Source organism: Streptomyces sp. NBC_00377 (assembly GCF_036075115.1).
In the GTDB taxonomy this organism is placed as follows: domain Bacteria; phylum Actinomycetota; class Actinomycetes; order Streptomycetales; family Streptomycetaceae; genus Streptomyces.
This window is the reverse complement of the sequence record NZ_CP107958.1, coordinates 9133268-9145327: the sequence shown is the minus strand read 5'-3', so window position 1 is coordinate 9145327 and position 12060 is coordinate 9133268. Positions and strand designations below refer to the sequence as shown.

At 69.1% G+C, this 12060-nt stretch carries 10 protein-coding genes and 1 pseudogene; 7 read left to right on the top strand and 4 right to left on the bottom strand.

Annotated elements, in window-relative coordinates; all coding sequences use genetic code 11:
- Positions 1-278: 278 nt before the first annotated feature.
- Complete coding sequence (locus tag OHS71_RS40710) at positions 279-1292, bottom strand: LacI family DNA-binding transcriptional regulator (RefSeq protein ID WP_328484315.1); 1014 nt, start codon at positions 1290-1292, stop codon at positions 279-281.
- 448 nt (positions 1293-1740) lie between these two features.
- Here OHS71_RS40710 and OHS71_RS40705 point away from each other — a divergent pair, with 448 nt between their 5' ends.
- Complete coding sequence (locus tag OHS71_RS40705) at positions 1741-2706, top strand: glycoside hydrolase family 6 protein (RefSeq protein ID WP_328484314.1); 966 nt, start codon at positions 1741-1743, stop codon at positions 2704-2706.
- Between the two features lie 318 nt (positions 2707-3024).
- Here the strand turns inward: OHS71_RS40705 and OHS71_RS40700 are convergent, their stop codons facing one another.
- Complete coding sequence (locus OHS71_RS40700; RefSeq protein ID WP_328484313.1) at positions 3025-3972, bottom strand: helix-turn-helix domain-containing protein; 948 nt, start codon at positions 3970-3972, stop codon at positions 3025-3027.
- A 36-nt stretch (positions 3973-4008) separates the two neighbouring features.
- Between OHS71_RS40700 and OHS71_RS40695 the strand changes: the two genes are divergently transcribed.
- From OHS71_RS40695 to OHS71_RS40680, 4 genes and pseudogenes are all read left to right on the top strand, one after another.
- Positions 4009-4767 carry a nuclear transport factor 2 family protein gene (locus OHS71_RS40695; RefSeq protein ID WP_328484312.1) on the top strand — a complete coding sequence of 253 codons (759 nt, stop codon included), beginning with the start codon at positions 4009-4011 and terminating at the stop codon, positions 4765-4767.
- Positions 4768-4808: 41 nt separating this feature from the next.
- Positions 4809-5021 (top strand): annotated as a pseudogene (locus OHS71_RS40690) (AMP-binding enzyme); the annotation flags it as partial.
- 286 nt (positions 5022-5307) lie between these two features.
- Positions 5308-5493 (top strand): transposase, encoded by a 186-nt coding sequence (locus tag OHS71_RS40685; protein ID WP_328484311.1) that lies wholly within the window; start codon positions 5308-5310, stop codon positions 5491-5493.
- 98 nt (positions 5494-5591) lie between these two features.
- On the top strand, positions 5592-6998 hold the full coding sequence (locus OHS71_RS40680) for an alpha/beta hydrolase (protein WP_328484310.1): 1407 nt from the start codon (positions 5592-5594) through the stop codon (positions 6996-6998).
- Positions 6999-7417: 419 nt separating this feature from the next.
- Here the strand turns inward: OHS71_RS40680 and OHS71_RS40675 are convergent, their stop codons facing one another.
- Both OHS71_RS40675 and OHS71_RS40670 read right to left on the bottom strand, forming a co-directional pair.
- Positions 7418-9952, bottom strand: coding sequence for a SpoIIE family protein phosphatase (locus OHS71_RS40675; RefSeq protein ID WP_328484309.1), 2535 nt, complete (start codon positions 9950-9952; stop codon positions 7418-7420).
- Positions 9953-10863: 911 nt separating this feature from the next.
- Complete coding sequence (locus tag OHS71_RS40670) at positions 10864-11013, bottom strand: hypothetical protein (protein WP_328484308.1); 150 nt, start codon at positions 11011-11013, stop codon at positions 10864-10866.
- 332 nt (positions 11014-11345) lie between these two features.
- Between OHS71_RS40670 and OHS71_RS40665 the strand changes: the two genes are divergently transcribed.
- Both OHS71_RS40665 and OHS71_RS40660 read left to right on the top strand, forming a co-directional pair.
- The gene (locus OHS71_RS40665; protein WP_328484307.1) at positions 11346-11543 is read left to right on the top strand and encodes a hypothetical protein; all 198 of its coding nucleotides are present in this window, start codon (positions 11346-11348) and stop codon (positions 11541-11543) included.
- Positions 11544-11871: 328 nt separating this feature from the next.
- Positions 11872-12057: a hypothetical protein gene (locus tag OHS71_RS40660; protein ID WP_328484306.1), complete on the top strand. Its 186-nt coding sequence runs from the start codon at positions 11872-11874 to the stop codon at positions 12055-12057.
- The last annotated feature ends 3 nt before the right edge of the window (positions 12058-12060 follow it).

Genomic DNA, 12060 nt, shown 5'->3' with positions numbered 1-12060 from the left:
GTAGGTCGGTCCGAGCTAGCACCGACCAGCAGGAGTTGGTGAGGTCGAGCTTGGCCGTGAGCAGGAACAACGGCAGGGCGAACATCGGCGCCGGAATGAGAACCGAGGCGAGGATGACGAACCTCCGCCCGGGACGCGGCGGCGCGTCAGCGCGGGTGCGCCGTGTCGACCAGGACGGTCACGGTGGGGGCGACCAGGTCCGCCGGGTGACCTCGCGGCCCGGGCGCCCGCACCTGTGGGCCGCTGCAGACCACCCGGCGACGGACCCGACCGGCCCGTCAGGCGCTGGACCGGGTGACCAGTCGGGTGGGCAGGATCAGCGGGGTGGGGTCCTGACCGTCGAGGAGTGCGACCAGCATGCGGGCCGTCTCCCGGCCGAGGGCCGTGATGGGCTGATGGACGGTGGTGAGCGGCGGGTCGGCGATCCTGGCGATCTCCAGGTCGTCGAAGCCCACCACGCCGACGTCGGCGGGGACCAGCCGGCCGGCCCCTCGCAGGCTGCGCAGCGCCCCCGCCGCCATGTTGTCGTTGGCGGCGAACACCCCGTCCACATCGGGGTGGCTCCGCAGCAGGGCCGCCATGACGGTGGCGCCGCTGGGCTCGGTGAAGTCCCCCTCCAGCGGCGGGAACGGTTCGAGGCCGGCCGCAAGCACGGCGTCGCGGTATCCGCGGTACCGGGCGCGGCCGGCCTCGGTGTCGAGGCGCCCGCAGATCGCGGCGACCCGGGTCCGGCCGTGGGAGAGCAGGTACTCGGTGGCCTCGCGCGCTCCGCCGACGTTGTCGACGTCCACGTACCACCGCGGAGCCGGACCGACCGGGCGTCCGCCGAACACGACGGGTATCGCGGCCTCCTGGGCCATCCGGGCCAGCGGATCGTCCTCGCGCAAAGCCATCAGCATGACGCCGTCGGCGCCCCTCGACCGGAACAGCTCCTCCACCCGCTTGCGCCCCCGGTCAGAAGCGGCCAGGCAGAGCATGAGGTGCAGGTCGGCCTCCTCGAGGGCGGCCGACGCCCCCACGATCACCTGGGCGAAGAACGGGTCCGCGAAGATCGACGGATCCTCGCCGGAGACGACCAGGGCGGCCGCTCCCGTCTGACGGGTGGCCAGGGCACGGGCCCGCGGGTTCGGCACGTATCCGAGCTGCCGGACGGCCCGCTCGACTGCCTCCCGTTTGGCGCGGCTGACGTGCGGAGCGTTGTTGAGGGCGCGGGAGGCCACGGAACGGGAGACGCCGGCGAGTGCGGCCACCTCGTCGAGAGTCGGCTGCCGTTGAGGCGCGGCTTCTGCCATGGACCGTGAGCCTTTCCGTCATGGCCCCGAAGAGCAGGAGAACCGGGGAACCGGAGCCCTTCGCGGTCGGGACAAGATGTGGAAGCGCTTCCAGTTCAAGGACTCTAGATCCTCTTCTTCGCCCTGGGAAGGCGTCTGACGCTCCGCGACGGGCTGCATGAGCACGGGAGCAGCGCCTTTCGCGCGGGCGCTTGACAGTTCTGACGCCCCGCCACACCATACCGACCACACCCCAAAGCTCTCCGCACTGCTGGGAACGCTTCCAGTGGGAGCGCTCCCAGGGTCAACGCTTTCGCACCTCAGCACCTCAGCACCTCAGCACCTCAGCACCTCAGCACCTCAGCACCTCAGCACCTCAGCACCTCAGCACCTCAGCACCTCAGCAGCGCGTCGCATGCTCGGGACGAGCGCGTGCGACGCATCCCGGCCAGGAAATCGAGGTTCAGTCATGCGCCGCAGGCTCCGCGCCCTCGTGACAGCGTTCTTCGCTCTGCCGCTGGCACTCGCCGCCGCACCGTCGGCACACGCCGCCGACCCGACCACCATGACCAGCGGGTTCTACGTCGACCCCGACGCCAGCGCGAAACGGTGGGTCGCCGCCAACCCCGGCGACGGCCGGGCGCCCGCGATCAGCGCCTCCCTCGCCAACACTCCGGCCGCCCGCTGGTTCGGCTCCTGGAGCGGGGCCATCGGCACCGCCGCCGGCTCGTACGCGGGGGCGGCGGACCGTGCGGACAAACTGCCCCTCCTCGTCGCGTACAACATCTACAACCGCGACTACTGCGGCGGCCATTCGGCGGGCGGCGCCGCCTCGCCCTCCGCGTACGCCAACTGGATCGCGCAGTTCGCCGGCGGCATCGCCAACCGCCCGGCGGTCGTGCTTCTCGAACCGGACTCCCTCGGGGACTACGGCTGCATGAACCAGGCCCAGATCAACGAACGGCAGGGCATGCTCAGCGGCGCCCTGAGCCAGTTCAGCCGACAGGCCCCCAACACCTGGGTCTACCTCGACGCCGGCAACCCGGGCTGGGCCGACGCTGCGACCATGGCCCAGCGGCTGCACAACGCCGGTCTGCGGCAGGCCCATGGCTTCTCGCTCAACATCTCCAACTACTTCTCCTCGGCCGAGAACACCGCCTACGGCAATGCCGTCAACCGCGAACTGAGCTCCCGCTACGGCTACACCAAGCCGTTCGTCGCGGACACCAGCCGCAACGGCAACGGCTCCAATGGCCAGTGGTGCAACCCCTCCGGTCGCCGCATCGGCACTTCCACCCGGCTGGGCGGAGGCGCCGAGATGCTCCTGTGGATCAAGACCCCGGGTGAGTCAGACGGCAACTGCGGCGTCGGAGGCGGCTCCTCGGCCGGTCAGTTCCTCCCGGAGGTCGCCTACAAGATGATCTACGGCTACTGATCCCCCGCTCTCCCGGTCCGTGGCCCGTTCCCGTGGCCCGTTCCCGTGGCCCGTTCCCGGCGAACGGGCCACGGACCGCGGGCGTTCCCCCGTCCATCCATCCATCCCCCATCGATCAGGAGCAGCCATGACAACACCTCGTCCGCGGCGCCGCGCGGCCGCGGTCCGGCGGGCCAGCCGCTGCTTCCAGCGCAGGTGCACGATCTTGCGGATCTGCGGCTGGGTGGTTCGGGCGGGACTGCGGTGCGGCCGTGGGGACCGGTCGCGCCGGTGGTCGTGGCCGTGCTGAGGTCGCGTCGTTGAGTGCTGTCCGCGGCGTCAGGCCCCACCTCGCGGATGGCGGGCCGCGTTCCTGAACTGGATCGGGCTCTGTCCGGTTCGGGACTGGAAGTACTTGTTGAAGTTGGTGGCATTGCTGAAGCCGAGGTGTGCGGCGATGCGGGCGGCGGTCTCGTCGCTGTGGGCCAGGCGGCGCTTGGCTTCCAGCGTGACTCGTTCGTCGATGAACTCCTTGGCGTTGGTGCCGACCGCTGATGCGGTTGCCCTCCTCAGCGTGCGCGGGGAGTAGCCCAGGGCTCTCGCGTAGTCAGCGACCTGATGGGTCTTGGTGAAGTCACGCTCGACTGCCTCGCGGAATCGGCGGAAGGTCTCGCTGTCTTCCGTAGGGCCGGGAAGCCCACCCGGCCGGTCGGCCAGCCGGAGCACCAGCACGGACAGCAGATGTCGCAGGATGGCGATGTGCACGTCGAGCGGACTCGTGCCGACGGCACCGTACTCGTGACAGAGGTGCTCGATCGCCAGATCGACGGCATGGTCGTCGGCGGCGTGGTACAGCACCGGGCCACCCGGCGTCTCCAAGCGCGCCGCGACCATCGGATCGAGGAAGTCGCTCTCGAAGAGCACGAGATGCCCCTCGACCTTGCGCAGGTCTCCCCACCTGTGGACCTGCCCCGGACGAACCCACAACCAGCTCCCGGGGGTCGCCTCGTAGGTGGTGAAGTCGACCTCCTGCCTCAGCGTCCCGCTGACCGCGGCGATGAGGTGGTGGAAATCGGGGCGTTGCGGCGTCGTGAACCTGACGGCCCCACGCCGCCGGAACTCGGCCAGTGACATCACCTCGACGCCGGCCGGAGTTCCGACGCCCGCGTCGAAGTCCACCCTCAGGATGCCATCACGGGGGCTCTGTCCGAAATTCACCATCACGAGACCAGAACCTACCGCAGCACCGACCGAATTTGGGCCCAATGTTGATGCCAGGAACCACAAGCCGCCCACCAGGCCACAAGCAAGGGAACGACGAACATGAGCGACAACAAAACCACCGTCCTCACCGCGGTCGAGGAGCTTTTCGGCGACAAGGACGTGACCGCCGTCGACCGGTGGGTCGCCGCCGACTACCGCCAGCACAGCTCGGCCGCGCCCGACGGCCCCGAAGGCCTGCGTGGGCTGATCGAGTCCCTCAGCGACGACGTCCGTCACGAGGTCGCCCGGGTCATCACCGAGGGCGACCTGGTCGCGGTCCACGGCGTCTACTACGGCTTCGGTCCGGACCCGCTGGTCGCCCTCGACCTGTTCCGCGTCGCCGACGGCAAGCTCGCCGAGCACTGGGACGCCCTCACCCCCCAGGCGACCAAGACTGTCTCGGGCCGCACGCAGGTGGACGGCCCGACAGAGGTCACCGAGCTCGACAGGACCGAGGCCAACCGTGCCTTGGTCCTCGGGTTCGTCGAGAAGATCCTCAAGGGTGGTGACTTCTCCGTGGTCACCGACTTCATCTCCACCGAGCAGTACGACCAGCACCACCCAGAGGTCGCTGACGGGCTTGCCGGACTCGGCGCCGCCTTCGCCGCGTGGACCGAGCAGGGCAAGAAGATCGCCTACGGGACGACTCACCGGGTGATCGCCGAGGGCAACTTCGTGTTGGTGGTCACCGAGGGCGTGTTCGATGTTCCGGTCGCGTACTGGGACCTGTTCCGTGTCGCCGACGGCAGGATCGTCGAGCACTGGGACATCGTGGCCCCCATCCCGGACACCCTGCCGCACGACAACGGCCTGTTCTGATCGCCGGACCAGAAAGCCGATGACGCGGCGGGCACACCCCGATGTGCCGGAAAGACGATCGCACTCAGCGCCGACAACTGTCGGCCGGTGACGCGTCGGTCCTCAAGACGGCTGTGATCGGCGTCCCCGACGAGAAATGGGGAGAAGTCGTCGTCGCCTATGTGCAGCCACGACCAAGTCCGACAGTCGATCCGGCGGCGTTGGAAGCACTCGCCGCGCGCAGCCTCAGCGGCTACAAGCAGCCGACCTCGTGCCGCTGCACCAGCCGCCGCCTGGACGCCATCCGCTTGCCGATCACGGGGCTGGCCTGGCCGGACAGGGTTCCTGATCGGGTGATCGCGCAGGGCCGGCGCATGACAGCAGGGCCTCTTGGTAGCTCGGGGGTGCAAACCAAACCGATCACCAGGACGTCCTGTTGCCGCGGGCTCCCGTGCCCGTGTGCGTGGAGTCCAACTCGCCATCCCAGCGGTGTGACTGCCTCGCACACAGGTCCGGCAACGGGCGGACCGGCCGGACCGCACCCCGTCCCACGCCTTCGACATGCCGGAGGCGGAGTGGCAGGTCATCCGGGTCGTGCTGCCGGTTCCTGCCTCCTTGGAAGGGCAGGGTGGCCGACCGAAGGGCTTCTGCCACAGGCAGATGATCGACGCGGTGCGCTATGTGGCCGACAACGGCGCCAAGTGGGCCAACTGCCCTCAGGCGAGTCAATGTTGTGCATTTTCTTGAGGGCTGCAAGAAACAAGCCCAACATTCCTCGGCATCTTCGTTCAGTGCACTGAGTATCAGCCCGTCCCTTTCCGCAGCCGCTCTCAAGGAGCTGTTCCATGTCTGCAAGCATCCGTCCTCGCGTCGGCCGCACCCGCCTGCGTATCGCCCTGGCCGCGTTGGCATCCGTCGCCCTCGTCTCCATTCCGTTGTCGGCCGCCGAGGCGGACACGCCAGCCACCACCCACCTCACCGGCACCCTCTCCGACGACGCCACCTGGGTCGCGGACGTACCCGACCGCTGGAACGGCACGCTGCTGCTGTTCAGCCACGGCTTCGGCACCCTCACCGCCCAGGACGCCCCCACCGACGCCGTACGCACCGAACTGCTCGCCGAGGGCTACGCAATGGCCGGGTCGTCGTACGACCCCAACGGCCCGATGTGGGCCCTGAACAGCGCCGAACGCGACCAGTTCGCCACACTCGACGCCGTCACAGCGAAGATCGGCACCCCACGCCGCACGCTGGCCATCGGCAATTCGATGGGCGGGCTCATCAACGCGCAGCTCGCCCGGGACGGCGGCGGGCGCATCGACGGCGCGCTCGGCCAGTGCGGCCTGGTCGCGGGCGGAACCGACCTGGACAACTACCAGCTCGACGCCGAGTACACCATCGCCCAGCTGCTCCTGCCGGAACAGGACGTCAAGCTGGTCCGCTTCGGCTCCGCCGACGAGGCGACCGCCACCGCCACCCTGCTCACCAAGGCCGTCACCGCCGCCCAGGCCACACCGCAGGGCCGGGCCCGGATCGCGCTGGCCGCCGCCTACCTCAACCTGCCCGCCTGGTCGCCCGGAAAGGACCGGCCCGCCGCGACCGACTGGGCGGGGCAGGAGGCACAGCAGTACGACTGGTTCGCGCAGAGCCTCCTGTCCTTCCTCGAGATCCCCCGGTACGCCATGGAGCAGTCCGTCGGCGGCAACAACTCCTGGAACCGAGGCGTGGACTACGCCGACCTGCTCGCCAATTCCCCACACGCACCCCAGGTCCACGCCCTCTACCAGGCGGCCGGCCTCGACCTGCGGGCCGACCTGAGCGCGCTGACCAAGGGCGCCACCATCACCGCAGATCCCGCCGCCGTCCGCAGAGCGCAGCAGACGTCCTCCGCCGGCCAAGGACTCGACGTACCCCTGCTCGACATCCACACCACCGGCGACAACCTGGTTCCGGTGGAGCAGGAGAACCGCTTCGCCGCCCGTGTGCGCGCCTCCGGCGACGGCGCGCTGCTGCGGCAGGCGTTCGTCGAGCGACAGGGCCACTGCACGTTCACCACAGCCGAGACCGTGGCCGCCCTGCACGCGCTCGAACACCGCGTCAGCACCGGCCACTGGGACAACGTCGCGACTCCGATCGCGCTCCAGAAGTCGGCCACCGCGCTCGGTCTTGACGGCGCGGCGTATGTCCCGTACCAACCGGCCCAATTGTCCGTCGGCCGCGACGACCACCCGGCGCGCGCCACCCGCCACTGACATGGGACCGCTCAGTCGCTCACAGCATCTCGAACGGTCGATCGGCTGGCCGTGGTCCTTTTGACAGCGGTGCAGCGGTTGAGAACGACCACGGGACCGCCCGCGGCGACGTGAGCGTCGTCGTGGGCGGTCCCGTCCCTCGGGGGTGCGGTGGGTCCCGGCAAGGTGGGAGCCGGCCTCGACATCCAGCGCGGCACGAAGCACTTCGCCGCAGGCGCCCTGCTGTGGATCCCGCCTGTCGGCGTCCTGACCCCATGGACCACGGGGCAGCACACGAGAGGACCGAGTGATCGCTCAGGGTAGTTTCCTGGTGGGACCAAGCCCTGCTGTCGGATCCCGCACTGACCGGCACACCCCAACGGCTCACACGTCATCGCGGCCAGCGAGTCCGTGCGCCACGGTGACCCCGTCAGCACATTTCACTGCTGGCAGTCGGTCGGCAGGGCCTGCTCTGTCCAGATGCACTTGCCGGTGGGTGTGTAACGGGCGCCCCAGCGCTGGGAGAGGGCCGCGACCAGTTGGAGTCCTCGCCCGCCCTCGTCGGTGAAGGAGGCCCGGCGGATCCGGGGAGTGGTGAGACTGCCGTCGGACACCTCGAGGATGAGGGTTCGGCTGCGCAGCATTCGCAGTCGGACAGGGCCTTTGGCGTGTCGGACGACATTGCCCATGAGCTCGCTGACCAGTAGTTCTGTCGTCATGGACAGATCCTCAAGACCCCACGTGGCGAGTTGCTCCCTGGCCAGGCCGCGCGCCTGGCGTGCGGCTGTGGGGTCCTCGGACAGTGGCCACGAAGCGATGTTTTCGGATGCCAGCGTGCGGGTCCGGGCGATCAGCAGGGCGGTGTCGTCATCGGTGTGCTGCTGCTCGGGAACGAGAGTCTCGGTGAGGGTGTCGCACAGCCGGTCGAGCTCATCGGTGCCCCTGCGGGGGCTGTTGCAGGCCGTGGCGAGGGCATCGGCGAGACAGCGTGCGCCCCAGTCGATGTCGCGGTCGGCGGATTCGATCAGTCCGTCGGTGTAGAGGACGAGCAGACTGCCGTCCGGCAGGCAGGTCTCGACGGTCTCGAAGGGCGGGGTGGCGGCCCCCAGGGGTGGATCGGGAGCGCTGTCGAGGAACCGGACCGAGCCGTCGGGATGCACCATGGCAGGTGGAGGGTGGCCTGCGCGGGCGAAGGCGCAGATACCGCTGGTGGGATCGTAGACCGCGTACAGGCAGGTGACGTAGAAGTCGTCTCCGAGGCCGCTGACCAGTTCATTGAGGTGGGTCAGGAGCTCGGCGGGATCCAGGTCGAGGTCTGCCAGGGTGTGCACGGCAGTGCGCAGCCGTCCCATGGTGGCAGCCTCGGCCAGGCCGTGGCCCATCACGTCGCCGATCACCAGGGCCACTCGGTCGGAGGACAGCGGGATGACGTCGTACCAGTCGCCGCCGACCTCGAGGCCTTCGGTCGCCGGCAGGTAGCGGGCGGCGGTGGCGACCCCGGGGACGCAGGGCAGTACGCGGGGCAGCAGGCCGCGTTGCAGCTCCTGGGCGCGGGTGTGCTCCGTGTCGTACAGGCGCGCGCGCTCAATTGCCTGGGAGAGCAGCCCGCTGACGGCGGTCAGCAGGACCTTTTCCTCGTCGGTGAAGCGGTGCGGACGGTCGAAGGCGATGACGCAGACACCGACCAGTCGCCCAGAGGCGATCAGTGGCAGAAAGGCCCATGCCTGGTCTTGTATCAGGGACAGGAGTTCGGCCAGCGAGGGATAGCGCGCGAGGAACTCGTCCACGGAGCCGATGAAGAGCGGGTTCTGGGTACTGATCACTTCCGGAACCGGGTAACGTCCGGTCAGCGGCACATTGTCGATGAGGTCCAGAGCTTCCTGCGGATAGCCCACGGTCCCGGCCACCCGGAGCCGCCGGCCTTCGGGAACCAGAACATTCAGGGCGTAAGCGCCGAACAGCGGCAGCACTCGGTCAGCGGTGGCGCTCACGACCTCCTGCGAGGTGACCGCCTTCGCCAGAGCGCTGGTCAACTCCGTGATCCGGGCGGCCTGCTCAGCGGCTGTCCGCTCTGCGGTGACCCGCTCTTCGCGCCGCACCCGCTGTTCGGTGATATCGGTGCCGTAGACCATCAACCCGTCGGGCATCGGCACCAGCCGCATGTGGTACCAGCGTTCATCGGTAGGCCAGCGCAAGTCGAAGCCGGTCGGAGTGCCCTCGCCCGCGGCCCTGCGAAACCGGGTTTCCAGACGGGGAAGGACGCTGCCGGGCACCACGTCCCAGAGCACCCGGCCGAGTGCCTTGCGAGAGACACCGAGGAGACGCTCCGCTTCGACGTTGACGAAGGTGATCCGCCAGTCGGCGTCCAGAGCGAAGAACCCGTCGCTCATATACCGCAGCGCCCGACCGACCGAGTCCTGGGTGGCACGGGTCTGCGTGGTGTCCCGCACCGTGCCCACCATGCGGACCGGCTCCCCGCCCCGGTCCAGCACCACCCGCCCGCGGGCCTGTACCCAGCCGTACGTTCCATCCGGACGGCAGACCCGGTATTCGACGTCATACAGACGGTGACTGCGGATCACCTCCTCCGTCTCCGCCAGGACCCGGGGCAGGTCTTCCGGGTGGACGACCGACATCCAGGACTCGATCCGCCTCGGGGGACGGTCCGGGCCGATGCCCACAACTGTCAGCCCCGCCTCGTCCCAGTTCACCTCCCCTGTTCTGATCTCCCACTCCCAGGAACCCGCCTTGGTTGCCTTGAGCGCCTGCTGTTCGTGGGATTCGGAGGGCTCCTGCTCCCCCCAGGCGAGGTCCAGTGGGCGCGGGGCCGAGGACAGCTCGAGGTGCTCCGCGGTCCACCGGGCCACTGCGGTGAGGAAGGCGCACTGCTCCGGTCCGGGCGGGCCGGACGACATTGTCAGTACGGACAGCACGCCCAGTGGTGCGTCGGGGCCGGGCAGGGGAACGGATGCCATCCCCGTGATGGACGGGATGGGCGAGTGCGCAGCTTCGCCTTCTCCCAGGGGCAGCCACACAAAGCGATCGCCATGGGCAGACAGGGCCGCCGCCACCGGAGCGTCCTGTGTCAGGTTCTCCCACTGCTGGACAAAGGCTGTGGCCAGGCCGTTGACGGACACCAGATGCAGCCCCCGGCCGCTCGGGCCACGCAGATGCGCCAAGCCGCCCAGTCCTCCGAGGCTAGCCACTGCGTGCTGAAGGGCGAGCCGCAGCAGCTCTGCATCACTCAGACCTTCACTCATGGCGTCGAGAAGGCCCAATCTGAGCGTTTCCGGCCGGTCCGGAGCGCTGTGTGGACCGAGGCAGGAGGAAGCTGAGGCCGCTGAGCCGGACGCCTGCAGGCTCTCTTCGGCATGTGGTCCCTTTCGATCCACAGCCATCCGATCACCTGCCGATCCGCGATGCCCGCGCCGAGGATGCGCCCCGACCATGGAACAAATATAGGCGGGGCTGCCCACATGCCGCATGAATGGGCGGAGTGGCCCAAAGGGGTGCGGTGATCGCTGCTTCCCCTTGATGTTGGACATCTGGAGCGTGCGGGATTCCGCAGCATCACCGGAACCATGGACGTAACCCTCTACACGCCGACTCCGGCCGCATCCACCGACAGCGCATACGAAGAGGCACCGGTCCAGGAAGTCAGCGAAGCGGACATCGCAATCGCAGGGCTGTAAGGGCGGAGTCGCGCAGCTCTCTCGGCGTCGGTCAAGCCGCCACCCTGCGGATATCTCACCTCACCAGGACTACCGAAGACACCCGTCTGCCGTCCGGCGAACGAGCCGACGTCACCCGATCAAGCTCCGTAGGCTTGCGATATCGGGCGAGTCGACACCGAGTTGGGACAGACCACTGTCGTGAGTGCGTCAGATCAGGCTGTCAGGAGGTCTTCGACCGCGTCGACCAGGAGATCGCCGTCGGTGCCCGGACGCCGTACCAATCCGAGTTCCACGTCGGGCAGATCTGGCAGGCCGCGCACCGCCATATCGGGCTCGACCTGGGCGGGAAGTACGGACGCCACGCCCAGCCCGGCACGGACGGCGCTTGCCGCCCCCTGCTACTGCTCCACCGGCGACCACTGGGCGCGGCAGGCGGCAGGCGGCAGGCGGCAGGCGGCAGGCGGCAGGCGGCAGGCGGCAGGCGGCAGGCGGCAGGCGGCAGGCGGCAGGCGGCAGGCGGCAGGCGGCAGGCGGCAGGCGGCAGGCGGCAGGCAAAAGACCATCGCCGGGGTGCCCTGAGCGTTGCAAGGAAGTACCGATTACTCACCCGAGGTCGTTGTGCGCCCGCATACGTTTCAGGCACCTGAGTCGCCGCGCGCCCGCGGGGACCACTGGACATGAAACAGGAGACGCCATGAAGGACGTTGCCGAGGTCGGGATCATCTGGGCCAGCAGGACGGGCAGCTACAACCACAACGAGATCGTCGTGCCCGTCGACCTTGACGCCAGCGTGAACGCGAGCGACGAGCTGGGCTTCGTCCCCGCGGACACCACGTTCGCCGTCAGCAGGATCGGCTGGTCGAACCACAACGAGATCCTCATTTCCGACTGACTCTGTCAGCGCGCATGGGGGGCGGCCTCGGTCCGTTTTCGCAATGGCGGATCTGGCGGCCGGGGCACCCTCCATGTCCGCTGATGCGGATCGACGGGGTTTGGGCGGTAGAGGTGGAACCGGCCAGCTGATGACGGCCGCTACGTGTGGTTCCTCCCATGGCAATCACGCGGGTCGCGCAGCTGACCGGTCCGGGTGTGGTGGGAATCCCGGAGTTCCAGGCGTCCCGGCCGAACGGGCGGACATCGTCGCGGCATTCGGCCGCCCGGCACGCAGCTGTGCGCTCGGCCCAGCACACCGAAAGGCCCGTGGCCGTGCCCGCCTCGACGTGCGCTTCGCCCGGCGGCGGAGCCGCGACGACCTGGAGGACGCGGTGTCGGAACGGGGCTTCACCACTGTCCAGTGTTTCCCCGCAAGCGCCCACTCCGTCTACCTGTACGACAAGGTCCACCCCGACACCGGTCCGCTGGTCGCGCAGACAGCGGCCGCCGGCGACGGCACGTGGGACCGATAGGGA